Origin of the sequence: Kyrpidia tusciae DSM 2912, from assembly GCF_000092905.1 — a bacterium.
GTDB lineage: Bacteria > Bacillota > Bacilli > Kyrpidiales > Kyrpidiaceae > Kyrpidia > Kyrpidia tusciae.
On record NC_014098.1, the window covers coordinates 2,725,463 to 2,750,102 of the forward strand.

General features: G+C 54.8%; 21 protein-coding genes, 1 pseudogene and 1 CRISPR repeat array (1 of these 23 only partly in view). Of the genes and pseudogenes, 13 read left to right on the forward strand and 9 right to left on the reverse strand.

Annotation, left to right across the window (positions count from 1 at the left end):
* Window positions 1-66 precede the first annotated feature (66 nt).
* Both BTUS_RS13510 and BTUS_RS19115 read right to left on the reverse strand, forming a co-directional pair.
* The gene (locus tag BTUS_RS13510) at window positions 67-540 is read right to left on the reverse strand and encodes a DinB family protein (RefSeq protein WP_013076632.1); all 474 of its coding nucleotides are present in this window, start codon (window positions 538-540) and stop codon (window positions 67-69) included.
* Between the two features lie 88 nt (window positions 541-628).
* A complete protein-coding gene (locus BTUS_RS19115; protein ID WP_280990921.1) occupies window positions 629-757 on the reverse strand; it encodes a hypothetical protein in 129 nt (42 codons plus the stop codon).
* Between the two features lie 470 nt (window positions 758-1,227).
* On the opposite strand from BTUS_RS19115, the gene BTUS_RS13515 reads away from it, so the two are divergent.
* From BTUS_RS13515 to BTUS_RS13580, 12 genes and pseudogenes are all read left to right on the forward strand, one after another.
* The gene (locus BTUS_RS13515; RefSeq protein WP_407635231.1) at window positions 1,228-2,181 is read left to right on the forward strand and encodes a ferritin family protein; all 954 of its coding nucleotides are present in this window, start codon (window positions 1,228-1,230) and stop codon (window positions 2,179-2,181) included.
* Between the two features lie 45 nt (window positions 2,182-2,226).
* Window positions 2,227-2,676 (forward strand): hypothetical protein, encoded by a 450-nt coding sequence (locus BTUS_RS13520; protein WP_013076634.1) that lies wholly within the window; start codon window positions 2,227-2,229, stop codon window positions 2,674-2,676.
* A gap of 10 nt (window positions 2,677-2,686) precedes the next feature.
* Window positions 2,687-2,974 carry an NADH-quinone oxidoreductase subunit I gene (locus tag BTUS_RS13525; protein ID WP_083780211.1) on the forward strand — a complete coding sequence of 96 codons (288 nt, stop codon included), beginning with the start codon at window positions 2,687-2,689 and terminating at the stop codon, window positions 2,972-2,974.
* 406 nt (window positions 2,975-3,380) lie between these two features.
* Window positions 3,381-4,865, forward strand: coding sequence for an FAD-dependent oxidoreductase (locus tag BTUS_RS13535; RefSeq protein WP_013076635.1), 1,485 nt, complete (start codon window positions 3,381-3,383; stop codon window positions 4,863-4,865).
* Window positions 4,866-4,946: 81 nt separating this feature from the next.
* Window positions 4,947-5,711, forward strand: coding sequence for an SDR family NAD(P)-dependent oxidoreductase (locus BTUS_RS13540; protein WP_013076636.1), 765 nt, complete (start codon window positions 4,947-4,949; stop codon window positions 5,709-5,711).
* A 164-nt stretch (window positions 5,712-5,875) separates the two neighbouring features.
* The gene (locus BTUS_RS13545; RefSeq protein WP_013076637.1) at window positions 5,876-6,889 is read left to right on the forward strand and encodes an ABC transporter substrate-binding protein; all 1,014 of its coding nucleotides are present in this window, start codon (window positions 5,876-5,878) and stop codon (window positions 6,887-6,889) included.
* A 186-nt stretch (window positions 6,890-7,075) separates the two neighbouring features.
* Complete coding sequence (locus tag BTUS_RS13550; RefSeq protein ID WP_013076638.1) at window positions 7,076-8,068, forward strand: zinc-binding alcohol dehydrogenase family protein; 993 nt, start codon at window positions 7,076-7,078, stop codon at window positions 8,066-8,068.
* A 100-nt stretch (window positions 8,069-8,168) separates the two neighbouring features.
* On the forward strand, window positions 8,169-9,050 hold the full coding sequence (locus tag BTUS_RS13555; protein WP_013076639.1) for a phytanoyl-CoA dioxygenase family protein: 882 nt from the start codon (window positions 8,169-8,171) through the stop codon (window positions 9,048-9,050).
* Window positions 9,051-9,074: 24 nt separating this feature from the next.
* Window positions 9,075-9,572, forward strand: a complete 498-nt coding sequence (locus tag BTUS_RS19325) for a nuclear transport factor 2 family protein (protein ID WP_123809323.1) — start codon at window positions 9,075-9,077, stop codon at window positions 9,570-9,572.
* A gap of 608 nt (window positions 9,573-10,180) precedes the next feature.
* Window positions 10,181-11,245, forward strand: a complete 1,065-nt coding sequence (locus BTUS_RS13570) for a vitamin-B12 independent methionine synthase (protein ID WP_013076641.1) — start codon at window positions 10,181-10,183, stop codon at window positions 11,243-11,245.
* A gap of 304 nt (window positions 11,246-11,549) precedes the next feature.
* Window positions 11,550-12,944, forward strand: coding sequence for a transglutaminase-like domain-containing protein (locus BTUS_RS13575; protein ID WP_169307982.1), 1,395 nt, complete (start codon window positions 11,550-11,552; stop codon window positions 12,942-12,944).
* A gap of 407 nt (window positions 12,945-13,351) precedes the next feature.
* Window positions 13,352-13,693, forward strand: a pseudogene (locus BTUS_RS13580) (IS1634 family transposase); the annotation flags it as partial.
* Between the two features lie 60 nt (window positions 13,694-13,753).
* Here BTUS_RS13580 and BTUS_RS13585 read toward each other — a convergent pair.
* The 7 genes from BTUS_RS13585 to BTUS_RS13615 all read right to left on the reverse strand — a co-directional run bounded on the left by BTUS_RS13585 (window position 13,754) and on the right by BTUS_RS13615 (window position 22,763).
* Window positions 13,754-14,089 carry a hypothetical protein gene (locus BTUS_RS13585; RefSeq protein WP_123809324.1) on the reverse strand — a complete coding sequence of 112 codons (336 nt, stop codon included), beginning with the start codon at window positions 14,087-14,089 and terminating at the stop codon, window positions 13,754-13,756.
* Between the two features lie 510 nt (window positions 14,090-14,599).
* A complete protein-coding gene (locus tag BTUS_RS13590; RefSeq protein WP_013076646.1) occupies window positions 14,600-17,161 on the reverse strand; it encodes a CRISPR-associated helicase/endonuclease Cas3 in 2,562 nt (853 codons plus the stop codon).
* Window positions 17,162-17,170: 9 nt separating this feature from the next.
* Window positions 17,171-17,926, reverse strand: coding sequence for a CRISPR-associated protein Cas5 (gene cas5 / locus BTUS_RS13595; RefSeq protein ID WP_013076647.1), 756 nt, complete (start codon window positions 17,924-17,926; stop codon window positions 17,171-17,173).
* Entirely contained in the window at window positions 17,923-19,056 is a 1,134-nt protein-coding gene (locus BTUS_RS13600) for a type I CRISPR-associated protein Cas7 (protein ID WP_407635232.1), read from the reverse strand. Before BTUS_RS13600 ends, cas5 begins: the two co-directional genes overlap by 4 nt.
* Window positions 19,004-21,100, reverse strand: a complete 2,097-nt coding sequence (locus BTUS_RS13605; RefSeq protein WP_013076649.1) for a TM1802 family CRISPR-associated protein — start codon at window positions 21,098-21,100, stop codon at window positions 19,004-19,006. Before BTUS_RS13605 ends, BTUS_RS13600 begins: the two co-directional genes overlap by 53 nt.
* A gap of 493 nt (window positions 21,101-21,593) precedes the next feature.
* Entirely contained in the window at window positions 21,594-22,334 is a 741-nt protein-coding gene (locus tag BTUS_RS13610) for an SIR2 family NAD-dependent protein deacylase (RefSeq protein ID WP_013076650.1), read from the reverse strand.
* 141 nt (window positions 22,335-22,475) lie between these two features.
* On the reverse strand, window positions 22,476-22,763 hold the full coding sequence (locus tag BTUS_RS13615; protein ID WP_013076651.1) for a YciI family protein: 288 nt from the start codon (window positions 22,761-22,763) through the stop codon (window positions 22,476-22,478).
* A gap of 391 nt (window positions 22,764-23,154) precedes the next feature.
* Between BTUS_RS13615 and csx2 the strand changes: the two genes are divergently transcribed.
* Entirely contained in the window at window positions 23,155-24,450 is a 1,296-nt protein-coding gene (gene csx2, locus BTUS_RS13620; RefSeq protein WP_013076652.1) for a TIGR02221 family CRISPR-associated protein, read from the forward strand.
* 157 nt (window positions 24,451-24,607) lie between these two features.
* Window positions 24,608-24,640: a CRISPR direct-repeat array (repeat unit 30 nt; unit sequence GTTTCCATTCCTCATAGGCACGCTACGAAC) (it continues 17,975 nt past the right edge of the window).

Sequence of the window (24,640 nt, forward strand, 5' to 3'; positions counted from 1 at the left end):
AGCTCCCATCATCCCGCCGGAAGAGGGATGAGCGCAATTCCCGGGACGCAGCATCGGCCGCACGTTTCACTTTACGCCGAGATCCACGTAAAATGGCGGCTCAACGTTCAACATCCGAGCATACAGGATCAGTTGCCCTTTGTGGTGCGCCTCATGTCCGATGATTCGATGAAGGAGTTCGACGGCGGGCTCGGTCACGTTCAAAGCTTTAACCGTGACTTCTTTTTTTAAGTCGTCATCAGAATACCCACCCATCTTCGCCTCCTGCGCTTGGGTCAACTCGAGTAGCAGGCTGCGCATCTCGGCGAGGGTGGCGGGAACCGGCGGGACCTTCACCTCGCTCCCCTCAATGGCCGAAAGGAAAAAGTCCGGAGTCCAGGCCACGTGATGAAGAAGTTCCAATGTGCTCATTCCTTTGTCCCACGGGCGCCACGAGGCGCTCGATTCCGGAAATCTTTCGGCGAGGGAGACGAGGGCGTTGCGGTGCATCTTCCAACGTTTCAAAATCTGTGGAGCAGAAGAAAGGTTGTCGACGGACATGGGAGTGATTCCTCCTTGTGTGTAGAAAGGATTTGCATGACACAGGAATATTCCAAGATAGTATATTTTATATTATTTTGTTGCTATCTTACGACCAGATAGGGGTGGTTGTCAAGACGGTGGGCCGGTCTGCGACAGAACCTTCCAGCACCGGCGGGTGGACTTCCAGCCACTCGCCGGTTGCCTTGGCCAATCGTCGACTCCACTTTTGCGTCACCAGCGGCAGCACTCCGTGCGTGGATCACATTTGAACCCGCACTTCGGTTCAGGAGAGGAGATGGGAGCGTGAAGGTTTGCAGGGGTCCGCACCCCCTCTATTTTGTACAAAAAATCCGCAAACGTGTGTATTGTGGGAAGTAAACACCGAGAGTAAAGTACTCTTGAAGTCTCGAGTACACAAGTGCATCGAATTCGAAAGGAAAGGGGGAGATCGCTTCTTACTCTCCAACTCGGGACTTCGCCGGCCGATGCCCAGAGAGCGGGGCCAATACCTTATGGTCGAAAGGGTGGACGAGGATGCCGTACGTACTGAGTGAACAAGAACAGAAAACCTATTCAACCATGGAGGAGTTGTTGGAACACAACCTTGAACGGCTCAAGCGGGGAACCTTGGACCTGAGTTGGATGAATCCCCGGTATCCGGAACGGTGGGGGGTAAGAATTAAACCCAGTGCTCATGGGTTGACCATGATGGATCTCTCCAGAAATAAGGAATACGGGACGATTCCAACCCGCGCCACCACAAAGGGGTTTGTTCCCCGAGGAGCTTTTATCCATCCTGAGGAAGAGAAATTATTGCCGGACATGGGCTATGACGTTCTGGATAAATTTCATCTCTACTCAGACAATGTTATGGCTCTCTATGAAGAAGCGAAGAGCCGGCAATGGAATGCCGCAACGGCCATTCCATGGGAAAAGCTGAAGCCGCTTCCAGAAGATTTAGAGAAGGCGGTGTGTCAGAATTGTACGCTGCTCACCCAGGTGGAGTTTGTGGCGGGAGATTTCCCGAGCAAGTGGGTGTGGAGGATTCCGAACGACTTTTTTGAAGTGAAGGCATTCCTGTCGACCCAAATGATGGATGAAGCCAGGCACACGGAAGTATTTCGCAAACGAGCTTTGGCAAACGGCGGCGGTCTCCTGAAGGCTGGAGTCGGTGTCGAGTGGGCGCTCAAGGCCATTCTCGATGCACCGGATCACTCGTTTGGCACATTTATTCTGAATGTAATCGGCGAAGGGATGATTCTCACGCTGTTCCGCGCCGGAGAATATCTGGCCCACACCAGCGTCGACCAAGAAATCTTCCGGCGCTGTATGCAGGACGAGGCCCGACACGTGTCTTACGGCACCATGGAACTGAAATTCTTTTTAGACAACGCTCCAGATCGAGAAAAAGCTCTTGAAGAGATGCATTCCTTTGCCGACTTTGCGGAGAGAGCGATTCTTGGAGCGGTGGTCGAGCCGACAACAGTCGAACCGCTGATGATTTTGTTTGCAGGCAGCGTGAAGAAAATTGATCAAGGGATGGACAGCGTCAAAATGTTTTGGAGCGCTTTGGTGGGAGAATATCTCCAGCGCTGTGAGCGGGCTGGATTTTCTCGCCGTGACAGGTGCAAGATCCCGCTGGATCTGCCGGTGGCTTAAAGCCGGCTTAATGATGGAATGTCCCCCGGGAGGAGGTCGTTGTGGGTGAAGATCCCATCTTTGGAGCTTTTTCAGGCTTTGCAACAGGAAATGAATCGTCGCCGGAATGTGTTCGAGGGATTGGGGTTCATTGACACGCGTTGTGTGTTTGCCGTTGAGGCGGACAGTACGACGCCGGAGTCACATTACTATGCGGTTGAGTTCGCAGTGTATTCATGTGAACGGGTGTGGGAGGTTCCTTACCCGGAAGCGGCCGATCCGGATTTTATTATTTTTGGTCAAGCAAAGGTGTGGAAGGAGATGTTCGAAAACATCGCCGAAAATGGTGGAGCCGATGTTTATCACAGCATTAATCGCTTGACCATGGCCTATGATCCGATGCAGATGATGGGAAATGACATCGTCCGGAGGGAATCCTTCTGGAAGTATAATCAATCGCTGCAGGAATTTTTAAACGGATACGCCTATATCGCCGGGACCCGGATCGAGGTGTAGGAGGCTTTCCATGGAACAGAGGAGACTTGGCCACTTCTTCATTGACGAGACGTGCATCGGCTGTGGGGCATGCGAGCATGCATGTCCGGGAAAAGTGGCTGCCATATCGAAAATGGATGAGTTTCATGGGCGCTTTACCATTGATCGCGAGCGATGTATCGATTGTGGATTCTGTCTTTCCATGTGCCCGGTGGACGCCATTCATGATGAACGCCAGTTTCAACAACGAAAGGACAGTGGCTACAGAAAGGTGCACGAGTTGTTATATCAGTCGATCCCGCGACGGAAGCTGTACTAGAGAGATCGGGGATGGACAAGGGGGCCGCCGTAGGATTTATCGGTCGGTCCCCTCGGTTTTACTCAACCATCTGAGTCGCAGGATTGCACTCCGGAATGCCATGACCTCCGACTGTTTCGGCCCTTCGGCCCGGCCATGACCCCCAGGCCCGCGTCAAAGTCATGATAACCCCCAAGCTGAGACAGAGAATCCGCTGAGTCAGACATTTTTCTTCCTTCCCTTGAATTTTCAGAGTTCTTTCCCATGGGAACGAATTCTTTCCGTCGGACGGGGTTGCTGTTTTCTCTGATAAGTAGAAAAAAGCTGCGGGATTTTTGGGACTGATCAACATACGAAATCGAGATGACCTATGTTATATTCAGTGTGCTTGTAGACCAAACCTTTAGATAAAGGTGTGCATTGCAAAATGACGAAACACTACGATCGTTTTCAGCCGACTATCTGCATCAATGAAGACGATCATCGAGAATTTGATGCGATTTTCATCGGGGGAGGCGCGGCGGGGCGGTTTGGATCCGCTTACCTTCGCGCCATGGGCGGGCGCCAGCTCATCATTGAAAAAGGAGATCATCTCGGCGGACAGTGCTGCAAGAACGCCTGTGTGCCGCACCACCTGTTTTTCGATCTGACGGTCCAGTTGGATCAGTTGCGCCGTTTTGGAGGAACGTATGTCTGGCCGAAGCTGGACTTTAAGCCGAAACTGGCCGATATCATCCAAATGTATCTGAATGGACGGGAAAATCTCTATGATTTCATGTTCGAACAGAGCAAGGAACAACTGGGAATCGAATTCATCCTGAATCATGAGCCGCGGATCATCGACAATCACACCGTGGAGGTTGCCGGACGGGCGTTCAAAACGAAGAACATTGTCCTGGCCCTGGGGTCGAGGCCGAATCGTCCGGATATTCCGGGACTTCATCTGAAAGGCGTCATCGACCACACGTCCTTGGTCGAGGGAGTTCTGGATTACGAGCCGGAGCGGATGGTGGTCATCGGCGGCGGCCACACCATGGCCCCCTACGCCTCCTTCTTCTGCGCGCTGGGGATGGAGACCACAGTGGTCAACCGCTCCCCGGTGCTGAAAAAGATGGACCTGGAAACCAAAGCGTACGTGTTGGACATGATGCGGGAGCGGGGCGTGAAGTTTTACGAGAATTGCCCGCCGTTGGCGATTCTGGGCGAGGATCGGGTCACCGGGGTCAAGATCCGGACGCCCGAAGGCGAAAAAGTGATTCCTTGTGACACCGTCTTTTTGGCCACGGGCATGCGGCCCAATTCCGATTACCCGAGGCAGGCCTTGGGGATTGAAGTGGATGCCAAAGGGACGGTGATCGTCGACGAGTACCTGAGGACCAATGTTCCCAACGTCTACGCGGTGGGGGATCTCATCGGCGCTCCGATGGAAATGTTCAAAGCGCGCCGAAGCGGGATGGTCGCATCAAGGAACATCTTGGGCGTGCCCACCCGCTGGCAGGTGGGGATGTTTGCCGAGCAGTTCCATTCTTTCTATGAAGTCACGTACCTGGGGTTGACGGAAGAAAAGGCGAGGGAGATGTACGGGGACGACCTGATGTTCATCCGGATGCCGCCAGGGGATCGATCGATTGCCCTTCCGGCCGCCGAGCGGTCCATCACGTACAGCTTCTTGGCGCCGGAGTTGTCGGGATTCCAGAAAGCGATCATTCAGAAAAGCACCCGGAAAGTGCTGGGGCTGCACCACGTGGGGTTTGGTGCCAAGGAGGGGTTCCAGTATCTTTCCTGGATCATGCAAAACGGAGAGTTGACGATTGATGACTTTGCGGAAATGAATGAACTGTTTCTCAACCCCTCGCATTTCATCCAGTTGGCCCGGCTCCGGGCGGGGCAGCGGGAACTGGTCAACCTGTGACCGAAGGCGGATGGAGGATCGATTCGGCTCTTCGAGCCGGGTCGATCCTCGGGAAGATAAAAGGAGAGGAAGAGGGAAGAGATGAGACTGACCGGCAAAGTTGCTTTGGTAACCGGGGCGGGGTCCGGAAACGGGCAGGCTATTGCCGTGGCGTTCGCAAAGGAAGGGGCGAACTTGATCGTCATGGACCTGGAAGAGAATCGGCTGAAGGACACAATGGAGCAGATCGCCTCTTTGCCGAACCCGCCCGCGGTGCTGCCGGCGGCCGGAGACGTGGCCGCCGCAAAGGACGTGAAGCAGGTACTGTCCCTGGGAAGGGAACGTTTCCGGCAGATTGATATTGGCGTGAACAACGCCGGGATTACGGGTTCTCTGCGCGCGTCGGTGGCTCACGAGACACCGGAGGAGGAGTGGGAACGAGTCATTGCCGTCAACGTCACGGGCCCCTTTCTGTTTGCGAAATATGTGATTCTATACATGATGGAACAGGGCGGCGGAAACATCATCAACATTGCCTCGGTGGCCGGATTGGTTGCGTTTCCGGGACGTTGTGCTTACACAGCTTCGAAGGGCGCCGTCGTCCAACTGACGCGGTCCATCGCCTTGGACTATGCCAAGCACCGGATTCGGGCGAATGCCATCTGTCCCGGGGTGATCGAAACGAATATGACCAAATGGAGATTGGACCAGTCTGCGTTGCGAGCAGAGGTCGAATCAAAGATTCCCACGGGGTTCGTCGGAAAGCCTGAAGATGTGGCGGCAGCCGCGGTGTATCTGGCTTCCGAGGAGTCGAACTATATGACGGGCAGTCTCCTCGTCATCGACGGCGGATGGACGGCCCAATGAGGAGTCTGATATTTTAGAATTAAATAATCATATCGGCATAGCTTGTGATCTCTTCGTACAGTAGGCTGACGCGGGAATTCGCGTGCAGCCCGATTTGCCGGGAGAATCAGCGGAGCGTATGAGGGAGAAGCAGCCCAACGAGTGGAACGAAAGGGGGCGGAGCCATGAAGCGTACGGCGCAACGGCTGTTGTTCTGGGCTGCACTATGTTGTGCGGTCGTCATTGCCGGATGTGGAACTGCCACAAACCTGAACCAAGGGTCTTCCGGGAGCGAAGGGGAACCGAAACCCCTGAAAACGGTCAAGGTGGGGTACAACATCGGAGCTCTCGTTTTGGAGGCTTTTCTGGAGCCGGGAATTGAACAAGGGTTTTTCAAAAAAGAGGGATTCGACCTGAAGCCCCAGGGTTACGGCAACGGAGGACAGATCATGCAGGATCTGGTCTCGGGCAACATCGATATCGGTCTTGCGGGAATTTCCCCGGCGCTCAATGCGGCCGCTCAGGGGGCAGATGTCTTGTATGTATCGTCTTTTGCCAAGAACGACTGTCCTCTCGTGGCCCGCACGGAAATCAAAACCATACAGGATTTGAATGGAAAAACCGTCGGAACATTGGGACTGGCAAGCATTCAGGAAACAATGTTGAACTATTTGGAGAAGAAGTATGGAATTCGAACGAAGCACGTATACGGAAATCAACCGAGTTTGGCTGCGATGTATCAGAAGGGAGAAGTACAAGCGGTGGTGGCCGGGGAACCCGTGGCTGCACAGATTGTGCATCAATACGGGGGGCACTACTTGATGGATACGGTGATTCCCGATGCGGAGGCGGCGGGAGTCGTGGTGAAGACATCGTTCGCGAAAAACCGGCCGGATGATGTGGTCGCCTTTTTGCGGGCGGTGGAGGAAACCAGCAAGTATATTACATCTCATCTCGACGAGGTGGCGAACCAAGCTGCTCAGAAAACAGGGTTGACCCCGGACATCGTAAAAGAAGCGATGGAGCGGTCGAAACTGTTCCAGACCCCCTTGACCGTCAGTCGTCAGACGCTTGGAGATATCATTCAGACGGACATCGAGAGCGGGAAGCTGAAAGGGATTCAGTCGAATCAGATCAATGAATTGCTGAATAAGGCGATAGACGAGTCTTTTTTGCAAAAGGCATTGAGTAACAAATAAATTTCCACCGTAATCTGGGCAAAAAGCGTGGAAAAACTCGGTTGCCCCGGACAGACAAAGGGATCGAACCGAGTGGGATCGACACAGACCGGGCAGAGCGTCGACTTTTCCGAATACAGCAGTCGATTTACCGAACGGGATCGCAGTGGTAAGCAGAATGAAGTCTGTTGGAGGGATGGGAAGTCGATGATAACAATGAGGGCGGTCGCGCTGAATCCTTCCGGAAAGCTGATCGATGTCGAGCTTCCCAGACCGGCGCCGACGGGGAAAGATTTGCTCGTCCAGGTCCGTGCGGTGTCCGTGAACCCGGTGGACGCCAAGCAGAAAGCGAACGAAGGTCAGCTGAGGGTGCTTGGTTGGGATGTCGCAGGCGTCGTTGAAGAGACGGGATCCGACTGCACGTTGTTTCGACCCGGTGATGAAGTTTACTATGCCGGCGACATCACGCGGCCAGGCGGATTCAGTGAGTACCACTTGGTGGATGAGCGCCTCGTCGGTCGTAAACCTCAGTCCCTTGATTTTGCCCAAGCCGCAGTGTTGCCCCTGACCAGCTTGACCGCGTGGGAAGGACTGTTTCACCGTCTGGGAGTCAAAACAGATCACGACGAGCCGAAGGCGGTGTTGATCGTCGGTGCAGCAGGCGGCGTGGGATCCATTGCCACTCAGTTGGCGCGGTGGGCGGGGCTGACCGTCATCGGGACGGCATCGCGGCCGGAGTCGACCGCCTGGGTACAGCACCTCGGGGCGGACCATGTGGTCAACCACTTCGAACCGTTGTTGCCTCAGTTCGAGGCCCTGGGTCTTGCCAGCGTCGAATACGTTTTCTGCTTGAATGAGGTGGATTCAAACTGGGACAACATGATGGACGTGCTGGCGCCCCAAGGGAAATTATGTACCATCTTGCCGCCGATGTCTCCAGTGAATATGCGGCCCCTCTTTGACAAAAGTGCCGCATGGTGCATGGAGTATATGTTTACGCGACCGAAGTACCGGACGTCAGATATGGAAAAACACCATCAAATTTTAATGCGGGTTGCGGAGAAGGTGGACGCCGGGGAGATTCGGTCGACCTTACACGAGCGGATGGCGCCGATCAACGCCGCGAATCTCGAGAAAGCATTCGCCAAATTGCGATCGGGTCGTACGATTGGCAAAATCGCTCTTGAATCGTTCGAGTGATCTCCGTTCGGCATAAGTCAAAGCTCGGGTTGCCGGGGACGTTCTTTAAATCCCTCAGGACGACCCGGCTGCAAAATTTTCCACAAGGGAGGAGCGCCATGTGAACAAGCCGGACCTCACCGTTCGAGCGGCATACCCACGGGCGGGTGCGGTGCGTCGTATCACCGAGGAAGAACGGCTGGCTTTCGAGCGAGACGGCGCGGTGGTTTTGAAAGGAATCGTGCCCCTGCAGTGGGTTGACTACATGCGGGAAGCGGTGAAAGGGCTCATGGAGCGGTCCGATCCTTCATCGCAGAACTACGCCGATGAGGGCGAGCCGCGGTTCTTCGCCCAAGCGTTTCCGTGGCTGAGCGATGATCGCTTTAAAGCGTTTGCTGTATACGGGCCGCTGAAGGACATCCCTCATCAAATCTGGCCCGACGCGAGAGAGATTTATTTCTTCTACGATCAGGTTTTCGTCAAAGAGCCGGGGACGAGCAAGCCGACTCCGTGGCACCAAGATTTTCCATATCTTCCCTTGAAAGGCGAGCAGATCGTGCGCATCTGGGTGCCGCTGGATCGTGTGACCCGCGACAGCGGGGCCGTCCACTATCTCAAGGGATCTCACAAGTGGGGCGCGGTGTATCGCCCCTTCGGATTTAAGGAGGTTCCCGAGACCCGAGAAGCCTATGCCGACCCGCCGTTTCCAGATGAGCAACCCGATTTTGATGCGGAGTACGAAAAGTACGATTGGATGATCGGTGAAGTGGAGCCCGGGGATGCAATTATATTCCATCCGCGGACGGTACATGGTGCATACGGAAACAGAACGGAACTTTTTCGAAGATCCGTCACGGTGATTTATGTGAGCGATCAGGTGAAGTGGAACCCGCACTCCGCCAACATGTTCAATAACAAGGACCTCACAGGCCACGTCCAAATGCCTGTGCTCGAACCGGGCGGTCCGATCGAATGCGCACTGTTTCCACGGGTGTGGCCGTGAGTACGGAGGGGGATTGAAACACGCATGACAGTTCCCGAGGAGGTTCGCCGGACGGTACACACCTGCATCAGTGCTTGGAACGAGGCGGATGAGACAACCAAACAGCGACTGTTTGAACAATCTTGGGTCGAAGACGGTACCTACACCGATCCGTCCGTGCACGTCGAGGGGCGCGACGCCCTCATGCGACATTCCCAGAACTTTGCTGTACGGTGGCCGGGGGCAGAGGTTGTTCTGACCAGCGGCATCGTCCTGCACCACGGGATGGTCTGCTTCACCTGGCGCGTGGTCGGGCCGGACGGGCGGACGCTCCGGGAGGGCATCGACGTTGGGGAGCTCGCCGCTGACGGCCGTCTTCGGCGCGTGGTCGGCTTTTTCGGCCCGTTTCCGAATCTCGACGACTGTAGATGGGAAGGCCGAGATTCGGCCCGTGCGGTTCGACATTGGTCAGACAGCGGTGGTAATAATAAAGCGCTTGTTTCGCAAAAGACTCTGCTCCTTGTATGCGGCCGTCGGAGATAATGTCCAGCCCGGCCGCTTCCTGATCGTGTACGATCGCCGTGAGAGCGTCTTTCAACAACTCCTGTTCATAGGAATCATGAATCAGGTCCCCTTCAGGAAGACGAAGGGTGGAGGCCAACGATTGGTACCACATGGGCTTCGGGTAGTTTCCCACCATCATGGACGGAATCAATAACTCACGTCCCTGTACGCGCATGATTCCCCCTCCTCACGGGATTTCGTGAATGAATCAACTAATCTGCCACTGTGATGAGAAGAAATGGTTTTCAGAGCTCACCTCCGGCAAAATTATTTAAAATTTTTTTGATAATATATTTTGCGTGATTTACTATACAAAACATGGCCGGGAATGTCTATGTTGGTCGCAGACAATGTCGAACCGGACAAATTGTGCGCCGACAGGAAGAGGTGCGGCGATAACGGAATTGATTTGGATTCGATTTGTTCCAAGTGCAGCGGGCCTTGGTTCTTGGTCCAAGAAACATGTTTCTCGATCGGCAGCAAAGGGTGGTCCTTTAATTTGTCTGTTCAGAATATTGATCATTTAATGATTGATTATTTAGTATATGGGCCATGAACTGACACCATGCGAAGGAGGTACCTGGGAAGTGAAGATTCGCGGCGAGGAGATTTTGTTTCCCACGACCATCGTGGGATCGTATGTACGTCCGTTCTGGTTGACCGGCAAGATCTTTTCAGAGGGGGCCGATGCACCTGAGTTTGAGAGCTTTCGCGCACGGGAGATGTACCATGATGCCGTTGCCCTGGCGGTCAAGGATATGGAGGATGCGGGGCTGGACATTGTAACCGACGGAGGCCAGTACTACGAGAACGAAACCAACTACGAGTACGCCGGATTGTTCCATTACATGGCAGAACGCCTTGAAGGCTATGCACCGTACGGGGACCGGATCAAGCTCCACGAATTCGATCTGCCGATCTACAAGCCCACGGTGCTTGGCCCCGTCCGCTGGAAACGCCCTGTCTTCAAGCCCGTCTTGGAGGCCGTGCAACGGGCGACCCGGAAGCCCATTAAGATCAACTGCAGTCTGGGTCCGGCCACCCTGGCAGCCCTGTCGACAGACCGCCATTACGGCGGCGACGTAGCAGCCCTGGCCATGGATGTTGCAGCGGCCTACAACCAGGAATTCAAGGATCTGGAGCAGCGAGGAGTGGACATGATCCAGGTCACGGAACCTCTGCCCTTGCATCAGTTGGGCCCCTGGATTCGAGACGCTATCAATCGGGCTTTTGAAGGCATCTCGGCGTACAAGGTGGTCCACGTTTGTTACGGACACGAAGAGGGGCAGCCCGGCATCCTAGAGCGGAGATTGCACGAAATACTCCCTTTGACCCACGACCTGAACGTGAACATGCTTCATTTTGAGATGTCAACCCACGATTTTGATGAAGTGGAACGTTTTAAGGACTTTCCGGCCGACAAGGATCTTGGGGTGGGTGTGATCAGCCCGAAATCTCTGGTGGTGGAACGGCCTCAGCAAATCGCTGACTGGATTTTGAGGACCACTCGCTACGTGCGCCCCGAGCAGCTCTGTATCAGTACGGACTGCGGTATGGCTTCCTTCCGTCGCGTCGTCGCCTTTAAGAAACTGAAGGCCATGGTGGAGGGAACCCAACTTGCCAGAGCCGAACTGACCGGCGTTCCCGTGTAACCAACCGCCACGACGACTCGGAACACTGTGTGATCCGAGTCGTCTTGTGCGTGTGCATCAGTGCCCCCGGTCCTCTGCGGCCGGGGGCTTCGTTTCAAACAGGGGTGCGAATCCGGACTATCGGTCCCGGTTGGCCGCCAACCCCTCGGCCTCCCGCCCGGTGTTCGACAGCAGTCAATCCTCCGGAGGCTCACGCATGCAGGAAACCCTCCCCTTACCGGACGAAATATTGATGTACATATATTCGTCACAGTTTCTCTACGACACCGTCCGCGTCCTGTACCGGAAAGGGGGCGTTCCCTCAATGCACATGAGAATGTTCGGGTTTGGGTTTCGCGTTGTCGCGGCGTTGTTGGTGCTGACCGCCGCAGCCGTTCCCAGGATCTTCGCTTTACCGACCTACGCGGCAACCCCGCCGTATCCGTCCGCTGCCCAGCCCATTCCGCCGGTGCCGCCGGCGGCGGACGATACCTCGTTCTGGCTGCGGGCCGGGAACGATCTGTATCTTGTCGCCAGCACCGACCCGGGACTTCGCGGGCAGGGACCGCCCATTCTGTCCGCCGCCCCCGGCCAAACCCTCTTTCTATGGGCATTCTCCGGCACCCGGGATGTGGAGCCCGATACCGACTGGTTCGTGAACAGTCCCGATGCCGTCGTCCACCCGGGATCCCAGGACATCCGGTGGACCGTGGAAAACCGAAAGGCGGCCTGGGCCACTTTCACCGCTTCCGAACCCGGCATCTACACGGTGCAGGCTCGCTCCCGAGACACCTACAGTGTGCCGCTCGTTCTCATCATCGGACTTCATGACCTGAAAGCAAAAAGCCCCGTACCGGTTCCAGACGCCGAACATTCGGGCATCCGGCCGCTCAAGGGCCCTCTGCCGCCTGCGATCCCGCGAAAGACCGAGAATTTGACCTGTTGGCCCTACCAGCCCGTGGACGGATGGCTCCCGGTCATTGGCCAAGCTTCCGGCGGGGTGAAATCCGTCACCGTCACCATCGCCGCCCGGGATTGGTCAAAATCCTGGAACTACACTCTGCCGATCACCGCCAACGGTGTTTTCGGAGCCGAGCTGCGCGTTCCTTTCCAGGGCGACTTGGTCGTGTTTCTCACAGCCGACTTCTTCCGGCAGCTGCAAACCAATGACGGCCGGTGGCGAGAGTACGTCGGCTATTTTATCCACTCGGACGCAGAAGCCCTGTCGGCAACCGACCTGGCGCGCCTCGCATCCGCATGGGTGGATTACAACCAAAACCCGGCATTCGCAGCCACGGCGACCGTCCTGTTGGACAACGCCCCCTCCCTTCGCAGCGGCATCGCCGCCGTCGCCAATTTTGTATCCGGCAAACTGCGGTACGATTGGAACAGCTTTTCCGCCGGGCGATCGGTGTGGGAAAGCGCAGACGATAGCTGGGAGAGCGGAAGCGGAGTCTGTCAACAGTTCGCCGATCTGACGGTGGCCATGCTTCGCTCGGTCGGTATCGCCGCCGAAACCGTGTCCGGCGAAACCGTCGGCCCGTACACAGGTCCTCACGAATGGCTGAGAGCCTGGGACGGCTCAGGATGGGTCATTGTCGATCCGACGTGGAATCAATTCGGAAACCGAAGCACGACCGCCGTCTCCAGCCAATATCTCACCGAAACCCAGGCGTACAAAGAAACTCATATTCCAAAAATCTTCGGCGCGGCCCAGTGAGCCGCGCCACTTGGCTTCCCGGCGTCATTGGACGAGATCGCAACAAACGCCAATCTTGTATTCGCCTACCACGTGTCAGTCAGACTACAACTGACGCGGACCCTGCTGGGAATGCCGCCCAGCGGATGTTTCAATGGGTCTCTTCGACTGCAACGGAGCGCTGAGGGCAGGGCACCGATTCTGCACTCCGAACACAAAACCCCGTCTACACCTGTTTCAACGAGCTCAAAATCTGATACAATGATCCCAGGTGATTGTGGTTGGGTACCTCTGAGGATGCTGTTGACCGCAGTATCCTGATAGACAGAGGTACCCTTTTCCTTTCCCAGACTTATGGACATTGTATCCGTCAACTTCTGGACCGGCAATCCCGTCAGCATTCGGCCATCATGGCGTAGCGGTAACACCACATTTTTGTCTGTGTGTTGGCGTATCTGTTCGAACAAGAGATGCAGGTATTATACCGCAGGCAATGGCAACGGGAAGCCGAAGCGGTGAGGGCCATCGAAGATGAGAAGGAGCGCGATCGGGAACAAGCGGAACTTGACCAGCGCTGGTACACCGGAGAGGCCATTGTGCGTGAATTGAGACGGTGGCAGGCTGTGCGCGCGACGTTCCTGGGCAAGGAATTTCTGAGCGTGACCAAGACCAGTGAGAGGGTGAGGAGCATCGTTGCCAGCCTGGGTATTCCCATGCCATCCAAAACGATCTGGGTTTCGGAATCCGGGTGTGTCCGGAAGATGGACTAGCCCCGGACAATAGACAGATGGCCAGCGATATACGATTCCCGGCCCCGCAGGCATGCGGGGCTAAAGCGCGTGTGGTACAAACTTAAGCCTGCGCACCCGCGTCAAACCAAGGGTACTGTCAAACTTGAGCTTCAGATAGGGGTAGCCTTCATCATGCAGAAACGCGGCAAAATCTTGGGGCAGTATTCGGTACAAAGCCGCCTGAACGTACTCGTTGTAGGTTAGCGGTAGGACAGAGTCGTCCCTACCGGACAATGGCCGCAACGTGAGCATCAAGCACACCACCATCACCCCCTTTCTCCGCTGATTTTCAAATCGCTGATACTTCTTTAGCACACCGATGCTGACAAAAATCTGCCAGCGAACAAAATTTCGAGTCGATGTTCTTTTCGACATACTTGTGGACGGCACCTTCTTTTTAACTGTGTCCACCTTGGAGCGTCAACCTTTTTCACGAAAAAATTTAGGGTGCAAGTACTGCAGTAGGTCGCCGCCGGCATCCCGCACACCATCATCGGCAACGCGCATGTGTCAGCACTGCAGGAGTTTCTTAACGACCTTTGACCTCTATGAAAAAACGAAAGAGAAGGACATCGCTAACAAGGAAAAACAATCCTTCCGGCCGCATGAGCGAAGGAGCATACAGAGGAAAGAGCGGAAGGGACGAGACATGTGCCCGAGCCATCCGAACCTGACACGTCTGATGACGTCCGGCTCAAGGCTCCGGCCCGGATGACACTCTGGTGGGCACCGCCCACCAGAGAGCCACGCGATCGAACAGCTGCGTCGCGAGCGTAGAATTGAAATTCCGCATGAGCGTCAGCGAATAAAACAGACGATCGGGAAACGTCCCGTGGACATCGATAATCATACCGTCACACCCTGCTTGGCTATACGCGATTCCAGCTAATATATGTATTGAACGCCGCTATCATCTTTAAACCCTGTATCCGGATCGTACAGTTCCTTGAGATTTCCAGGAGGGACCCAGTACAAGTCACTCTGTATCCCGCCGCGGTTGGAAAACGCCTGCGGCGGGTTTTTGGCCGCCCGATGCGCTCGTAACTGAATGATATAATCACTCATTTTCGCTCGGATCGTGCGAATCAGAGCCTTACGTTCAAATGAATTCGGAGGCTCTGCGAACCGTGCAATATCTTCCGGCTCCACGATACCCACCAATCTTCCACAGTCCCAATCACGGTCCGCACGACGTACCATCTCATAGGCGTCCGCCAAGGCTGTAGCCATCGACCCCCTGTCGACATCTGGTTCGGTCTCAACGAACACGTCCACCACTTCCCCGGAGTTCGCGATCAGTTGGAATTTGTCCAATACGTCGAAGTTCAGCTTTTTAACCCCTTCCTCCCATAATTCTCGGGATTCGTCGGCTACACCATCAGCGAGAGCACGATCATAGTATTCTTTTACCAACTCCCCGTAGGCCGGTTCCAAAATCTCTGCCTTGGCCTCAATTAGCCGCCTCGTTCGATCCATGTGATGCAACGCATACACTCTTTGTCCATCTTCTTTGCCGTCCTCCTGTAGACGAACGACATAAACCGGACAAAACTCCCCTTTCTTTCCGTCCCGGTTCACCCGCCCTGCCGTCTGGATAATCGATTCCAGCGGCGCCATGTCGCGAAACCCGAGATCAAAATCAAGATCCACCCCGGCTTCAATCGTCTGAGTCGAAACCATGAGGACAGGATATCCTTGTCGCAACAGACGGCGGGCCAGACGAATCACGCGTCGACGCTGCCGGGGGATGATGTTGGTCGACAAGTACAGCACCTTGGGCTTGTCCGGCTCGCCGTCCATCCACTTCTTCAACACCCGGTACACCTCGATACTTCGCCGAATCGTGTTGACTACGACGAGCACCGATCGGCAAGGTTCCCTTACCCGGCCTACCAGAGACACAAAGGATTCGGTCTCCAACGGTTCAGCCAGCTTCGGCACCAGTTTCGTTCTGCGTTGTTCTGAAAAATATCGTGCATGGTCTTCGAGTAACTCGATGGCCTTGCCGCGGCCTTCGGATGCCGATGAGGCCTCCGTGCCGAGCAGTAGGTCGCCGAACTCCAGGATCCGCGGCTGTGTGGCCGTCATGAGGATAAACCGCGTTCCATACATTTCGCCAAGTTTCCACAGTAACGCTCCGATAAGAGGTTGATATTTGTCCGGTATCGCCTGAACCTCATCCAAAATCACCACGGCGCCGGCCAATTTATGGATCTTCTTCAGCATCCTGTTATTCCCGGTCAGCATTGAATGAAATAGTTGTACAAAGGTAGTCAAAATTATATCGCCCTCCCAGGATTCCACCTCCAGGAGTGCACGATCCAACGGAACAGAATCGCCAAGAGCCTCTTTCCTCCTGAGATCCGAAAGGCTATGATGAACCACCAACCTCGTACTTCGATGTTCTTGTTCAGCCACCACCCGTTCGTAGTCCCGACGCGTCTGTTCAATGATGTTAATGAATGGGATCGCAGTGATGATTCTGGGCGTATACCCCTCGACCTTCCGGATGCGCTCTTGAAGTCGAAATGCACATTGCAGCGCCGCCAGGGTTTTACCGATTCCTGTCGGGGCCGTTATAGCAAAAAACCGCCGATCCCGAATCTCATCATCCGAGAGCGCGTCCAGCCTGGCCAAGATGGTCTTTCGGGCCGATTCGCGCCGCTGGGCGAGCCGAGTCTGATGCCCCGCATGTTTCCGTTCCAGATACCTTTGAACCCAGGCAGGTAACAGCACCGCGACGGGGCGAGCGGACACCCCGGCTGAGTCGAGTTTGTCGGCATCGATCAACGACGAGAAGAGATACACCAACAAGAAATACCATTGGGCATCTTTCCAACGGCCGGACAGATACTGAGGCGCATAGATGAAATGCCGTTCATCGGCCTCTCGCGATCCGGGATCTCCCATGCGCAGAAATGTCCGCTCATCGAGTAGACCCGTCAATTCAGCTTGGTCAAGAATTTCCAGTGCCTTTCGATTCAAATGTTCGGCCAAGGTCACGATCGATTTCCATCTGCGCTTCCACGAAGGTTCGGCAAACAAACCTTTGAGGGTCAGATGCCCATGATGCCGCCGCACCGCCACGTAAGCCAGAAAAGCGACAGCAGCCCTGTGCGGTTCGGGAATCTTCTTCAACAACTGCTCCGCAGCCAAACCGTGTACGTAGAGCGCGGAAATATGGGCATGTTGTTTTAGCGGCGACGAGCGATACGGCGACGCCTCCCCATTGACCAGATAGTCTTGGAAAAAATCCGTGAATTTTCCAAGATCGTGGAGATAACCGACCCACCAGACCAATTCGCGGACCACTTCATTCGGGACCGACGGGAATGACACAGAAACTGGAACGGCATTCGCAGAGGATGTGGCTACACTTCGTAAATGTTCGGACAGGCGTTGGAAAACGCCACTTGCTTTGTCATAGTGAGCATAGTAATCCGCCACGACATTCGATCACTCCATCCACGTGATATATGTGCCCCCATCCAACTGAACCGCCGATGAAACGACGGCAGGAACGGGATCCCCTGTTAGATTGATCAACATATCCCCCCGCCCACGTTCCGTCGGACGCCTCTCGCCATCGAACTCCAGAGGAAGTTCCTCACGAATGAAACGGTAGTGACCATGTCCTCTCGACATGTCAACATGCCGCAAATTCCGCAATGGAATAGCAGACGCCACGGGAAGAAGGTCTTCGGTCTGTATCCGTTCACCCCGGATGCTCCCTTCGGGCACCAACCACCCGAGGTGGCACGCTGCCCCCAAAGCAAGAGCGATGCCTTTACTCCGGTATCCAGGGATTTCCGCCGCCACACTTTCGAAACGACTCATCACATCTTCATCTTCATGCCAAAACCATACCTGATAATCCAGAAAGCCTTGTCGAATATCTTGCGGCATGACCAACTCCGTCGGGGTTTGGCTATGATGTGGCTGAGATCCATTCAAGTCATTGGGACGGTCCACCATCAGCAAATTCAACTTCTGAATCTGTTTCTTGATCGGTGCCGCATTGCGTACTGCAACACGGCACCGATTCAACGAAAAGACTTCATAATACGTATCCCTGGACCATCCGAGGAGTCCTGCCACAATTCCAACCACGGTCGTCCGGGGAGGAATCGAATAGGAGAGGGCTGATGAATTCGAATAGTAGCGGCGGAAGTGCGCCATTTTCCCTTGAAGGCGAAACGACAGAACTTTCATCGTCCTCCCCCCGCCGCGGATTGTACAGGCGCCCACAGGTCAAGCTCTTCTTCCAGTTGCGGAAAATCTCTGATGGAAGAAAGGTCGGCCACCGGATGCGTCCATCCAACCACCCGCTCGATATAACCCTTGTCCTTCATTGTCCGAACAACTTCGCTTACGGCCGAGAAATCGACCACGAGATCGCCCAGACCGCGGATCGGCTTGTCCTCATTGTACTCCGCTCGCAGAAAACGCCGTAAATCGCCGAGATACCCGTCGAAATCCGGTGCGTACAAGATCTCCAAATACAGGAGGGGGGTCTGCCCTTGTTTGCTGTCGGTCTGGTTACTCATCATGCCCTGTACCAACGCCTGGCGAAAAAGGTCCCGATCCTTCTCAGTCATCGCGGTCAGCCGGGCACTGTACTTATTCATGGTGCCGTAGTGCGCAATGAGAGCGTAATGCAATTTGTGCTTCTTGCCGAACGTGGAGTTTTCCTCATTCATGATGCTTGTGATCGTATTCGACTTCACCAGTTCCACCGGATGCAGAGAGTATCCCCATGTGATCTGTATTGGCCCCGTAAATGTACGTGAGACGCCCTCCACAGCCATTGCGCTGCCAAAAAGACGAATGTCCACCAATGCCCGCTGAATAATGGCCGTGAGAAACTCATTGTTAAAATCAATGAACTCAGCTTTCTTTTTCATTTTCGAATCCGCTCTGGCCTTTGTGTATGTGCGGCGAAAATCACCGGAACTGTCCCCAAAGGCCGCGTACCATTTCTCCTTTAGCTTCGGAACTTCATCAAATAGCGCTGCAACTCTTTCTTCATCAGTCAACCATTCATTTACAATTTCTAAGAACATACGATCCATCGGAACTTTGTGCTCGGCCCATGTATCGACAAAGATCCGATAACCCTTTCGTTTCAGGAAGTCCCGACAATCCCTTTTTCTCCGGGCATCACTGACCAAGGCAGTACTCGTCTCGTAATCCATCCTGGGCCGATTTTCCTGATCCGGGTCGCCGTTGGGATTCGTCATCGAGGCTTCAAACAGGAACAAAAAGTCGCCGTTCTGCCGAATGATCGCTTCACTCATTGTCATCGTCCTCCTCTTCAAGGTCATCAGTTGTGGTTTCCTCATCCGCACCGTCGGTTTCCGCCGTGCCGGACTGCTCCCCGGTTTCTCCTTTAACCATGAAGCCATATCCAGCCATCAAATAGAACACATTGGCCTGTTCAGACAGAGGCCACGCCTTCTCCAACGTCCCAAAGTAATTGTGAAACCGTTCAATGAACTGTTCCATATACAGAGGCAAGCCCTCAAAATAGTACTTGGCGAGATCGAGAACCTCCTCGTAGAGCCTTAAAATGTCACGGCGGGTCATTCCCTGGAAATTAATCTTGTTTAACACGGGTTTCGACTTATGGTTCTTTTTATACTGTTTCCACGCAACGCGATTCATCATCGCACCGAGGTAGAAAAGAGCCCTCGCCTCACTCATAAAACCCTGGCGCTCCAAGAATTCTTCGGCTGACTCAACGAGTGACATCTGACCGGTCGGCGGCTGTTCACCCATGTTCTCTCCTCCTTTTTCATATTCCCAGTGAAACACGGAGCCGTTTAAGATCCCGAGTTCTTGACATACCCGGAACAAACCCAGGTAAGACATCACCGTATGTTTGATATAGAAGTCTTCGAACCCCCCCGTATAGTAACGAAGGCCAAGATTTTCGTAGTTGTCGATTTTCGGTTTCGAAAGCTGGCGAAACCCCTTGTCCAGCGCTTCCGACGCATAGCCCATAAGCGTATTGATTCGGATACGTTCACCGCAGAGAAGGTTTTTATAGAAATTAACGACACGCTGCACATCCACTTGCCCTTTCTCCGTTTTGCGGACCGGAATGAGATGATAGACGCTTCCGAGCGACAGCGCCCGAAGGTGAGGCCGCAATCGGTCGGTCGCGTCCGCGAACAAGTGCATGATCCGGTGAAAGCGCAGCAGAGGGACGTCTTCAATCGTTTGCAGGACTGTGACCGATTTCCCATCTGTCCGATAAACGACAAAATTCAATGTATAGAGCCCGCCCGCCTCGGCCGCTTCAGCCTCAACACTGCGGATCCATTCCGCTGCATCCCGGGCCTTAAAGGCGAAATCGCCGATATCCCGGATCCTCTCAAGATACTGGTACTCTAATGTTTCACTGACTCCTTCCGGCAAAATAAATGCAGCTTCACCGGCAATACGGGAACGGAATTTTCTCTCAATCACCGCTTCGCCCGAGCGAAGTTTTTGATAGCAAGCGTTGCAGATGCCGTAGACTCGATCATGACCTTTTACTTCAATGTCACTGGCGTAATTGATGGTCTTCGTGGTAAAGATCTTGTTGATGCCCGTACGACTAAGGTCTTTACTGTATTTGCTACTAACCCCAGGGCTTCGGCGAAGACACAGTGAACAAACATGTTCAGCGTTCCCGACGCGCTTTCCCTGCACATTCCCGGTTGCGCTATCTTCTTCCAGATGATTGACTCGCCTGACCAGTGCCAGATAGTTTGGATGTTGAGACAGTACAACGTAACCCCCCTGCTCCACGACCACCGCCGGAACCACCAGCACTATGCGGTTTTTCTTCTCAGTCAAACCCAGAGCACGGCGAATGAACTCTTCGAACGACAATTCGTTCGCCCCAACAAGCATCCTCTTTTTCTCCGGGTTAATCTGTAAAATCACTCCGGTTCCAAAGAAGGGCGCGATTCGATCCAGAGCCACACTTCCTGTGCCGGTATTTTTCGTGAGGGTGATCAGTCCGGCGGCATTGAGGCGACTTAGGATATCGAACAGCTGCGAATCCCGCATGTTGTACTTGTTAAGGAGGATCGCAAGATCGTTCCACACGGTTGAAAGTAGATAGTGAAGAGACGTTGTTTCTCTTACTAGGTAGAACTGGGACTGGGCAGCCTGGTTATTCCCAAAATACCGATACTGACCGGCGGCATCCTTCGTTAAGGGACGGGGATCTTCGAAACGAATCTCTTTCTTCGGTAGATCGAACGTTAAAAATACGAGATAGGCTTCCTCCCCTTTCTTCAAATTTGATCTGGGTTCCTTTACCAGCGATGCAAAAGGATCGACCTCTTCGTTTCGTTCGCTACCTACAGCCACGGTAATGTGGGGTAGATTCAAACACCCTCACCTTCCTCCCAAAGGTCAAAAAACAAGTTGACGGTACATCTTCTTTGTACCATACTCGGATCGGGCATTGACTTCAACGCCAACATGCAGGGTTGACGGTACATCTTCTTTGTACCATACCCATTCTGACCTGCAGCGTGTCAGCAAACAAATTTTTGCTTCAGTTTTTTTGTGATGTGTTTAGGCATGATGAGGCAGGTCTCACCGTCTATCTTATTTATTATTTGGGTTAAAGTCAATGTCAACTCCTTCGAAAAAAGAAATTTCTTTGACGTCTTTCCATAATCAAAATGGCCCCCATGTCGGAGGCCCATTATGACTCGTTCACACTGTTCTGGTTGTTCCCCATGCCTTCTAGGAATTCTAGTGTTCCTTATTGCACGCAAATGATAAAATTTCCAATCCTCGCTAGGATACCCTCGAGCAGAGAGACATTGGGATGATTTCATTTATGGCCGATCAATCGTCTCGGTAAACCTTCTCCTCACATCTCCCGATCGATCGCAGACAGGACCTCGCCGGCCTTGCCGAGGAGCACCTCGTCGAACAAGGCCTGCTGGTCGGTGGGCTCGAGGTTGATCAGCACCCGCCTGCCCTGGCTGAGGGCGGGCAGTTGGTTCACCGGGTACACCTCGAGGCTGGTGCCGATCACGAGGACGAGATCGGCCGCATGCATGGCGGCCACCACCGCATCCCAGACGTCCACCGGCAGCAGCTCCCCGAACATCACCACATCCGGACGCAGGCGGCCGCGGCAATGACGACAGGGCCGCCCGTCCAGAAACTCCTCCTCCGCGGCTGGACGTCCGCATTCCCGGCAATGAAACCGCCGCAACGAACCGTGCAGCTCATGGACCGTTCGGCTGCCAGCGATTTGGTGAAAACCGCCGATGTTCTGCGTCGCCACGGCCCGGACTCGCCCGTCGTGCTCCCACCCCGCCAAAATCTCATGCCCGCGATGGGGCCGATTCCGCTTGATCTCTTCAATGCGCTTCCGGCAGAAATCGCGAACTTCCGGGTAGTTCGCTTCCAGCGCCTCCACCGTCGCCACCCGCCGAGGGTCGACCCGAGCCCACAGGCCGCCTTGAGAACGAAAATCGGGGATTCCGCTCTCGGTGGACATGCCGGAGCCGGTCAACACCACGGTCTGTCGCGAATCCCGTATCCAAGCCGCCACCCGTCGAACCGCTTCCTCATTCGCCCCAAGCGCACTCGTGTTCCCCACCTGTTGTGCGCTCCAACCTTTCTTGACGGATTGTCCTCAAGCACCGGAGCCCTTCTGGTCATCGATCGCCCGGTCGGCCCGGCGCTGAAGGCGGATGGCCCATCCCGGCGCCTTCGCCCCCGGAGGTGAACCGCCGCCCCTTTACCCGAGGAGTTCCCGGAACTCCGGCGCCGCCTTCGTCGCCCGAAAAGAAATCACATCGTACTTCGCCAGGCCCCGGGTATAAAATGGATCGCCTTTCACCATCTCCCAAGCCTCGTCCTCGCTGTCGAAGCGGCCGAGGATGACCCCGCCGGTCCGTGTGGTCTGAGGGCCGGAGAAGAGCAGATGTCCCGAGGCATAAAATCGCTCCAGGTAGGTTTTGTGGTCCTCCACGTCCGGTTCCACTTCTTCCCACCGTTTGGTGTAATGAACGAGAATGACGAACATCCTCTGCACCCCGCTCCCCGTGTCACTTCCATTGTACCACGGGATTCGCCTCGAATCGCAAAAAGCGCATGGGATGAACCCCGCCGGATCCAACGTTACGACGAACCGACGAATCGCCGTGGTTTTGCCGGTTCCGCAGCTGCCGTGACCACGGCAAACCACTGGCGCAGGCAGGGGCATCCCCAACAAGCCATCCGGTCCGTCGGGGTACGGACTGCGGAGGATCCGTCAATTCCCGGGCAGGCAATCCCGTCCGCATTCGGCCATGATGGCGGAGCGATAACACCAAAAAAATGCGGCTCCGGAACGGTCTTGAAGAAGGACGTAGACACTCCGCCGTCCAAATTCTAAACTGGGCTTGCACGCAGACCAAGGAGAAAGGGGACCGGCGATGGCCGTCAAATTCCTATCGTTTCTTGGAACGGGTGACTATAAAGAATGTCGCTACGAACTGGGTGCCCACCGCTCTTCCCTGACACGGTTTGTCCAACACGCCATCCTCGAACTGTTGGAGGAAACCCGGCCAACCGAAGCGTACATCTTCTTGACTCCGGAAGCTGAAGAGTTCAACTGGATCGCGACGCCAAAGCGCGGCTATCCAGGCCTTTCCGTCGCACTCTCTGATCTTCGGCGCACAAAGCCCTTGGAGATTCACACGGTTCCCATCCCGTCCCAACAGGACGAGGACGCCATTTGGACGTCGTTTCATGCTGTGCTCTCCGTTTTACAATCCGGTGACCGGGTCGTCTTCGATATCACTCATTCGATGCGCTATCAGCCCATGCTCGCCCTGCTTGTGCTCCATTTTGCCCGGGTACTGCGAGAGGTGCAATTGGGAGGCGTCTATTACGGTTATATCGAAAAATTGGGACCTTCGAAACAAATTGATGATATATCCGTGGAAAAGCGCATTGCTCCGGTGGTCGATGTGACGGCACTGGCCGATCTTCAAGAATGGATCACCCGGACCTACGCTTTTGTAGCCGCCGGGCGGGCCGAGCCCCTGCGGCAATGGGTCAAAGAGGCCCGGACCCGGGCTCCTTCCTCTTGGCAATGGGCCGAGGAACTCACCGACTCCTGGAGCTCCGTAACCGCGGCGTTGTACACGAACCGGTCACTTACCATTCCCGACACGGCCAGGCGAGCAGCAAAACATTTGGCTGAAGCCCCCAAAGAAATGCCGCCCGCCATGGGGCCGTTGCGGGCCTTGTTCGAGCACGCGAATCGAAGCATCGCTCCCTTGGGCAGCCAAGATCCGGTGGAATCGGGATTGGCGGCGATTCTTTGGTGTATAGACCATGGATTGATCCAGCAGGCCTATACCCAAACCCAGGAACTGATCATCACCGCCGTTGGACTGGCATTCGGCTTGCCGGTGCAGGGTAAAGAAGAACGGGATCGCATCGAAGAATTGGTCACCGTCGCGCAAAAGTTGGCGGCCAACCCCCGCAACCGGAAGCCGCTGGAGAATATGACGTATCCCCGAGACAGGGATTTGGCATTTACGTTGTCGCGCCACACGGGTCTCCTCAATGATTTCGATGAAGTGCGCAAATTGCGCAACGACCTCAGCCATTGCGGCGATACCCATTCTCCGGCGTATTTTGAGACGTGGCTCCGGGAGCACATGCCGGTCGTCAAGGAGCATTTGTTGCGATTTTGGAACACCAGGCAATCGCGGAGATAGGCACGACCCCCCCAGCGGATGCGGCGAACGAGACCCTTTCTCCTCCGCTCCCACTCAGATTAGTAGGAGCGTACCAGTCTATGTGGTGGGGGTCAATTTTCACTGACGATCCGGGGTCCATTTTCAGTGTATATCAACACCTGACGCAAAAACTCTAGTTTCCATTCCTCATAGGCACGCTACGAACTCT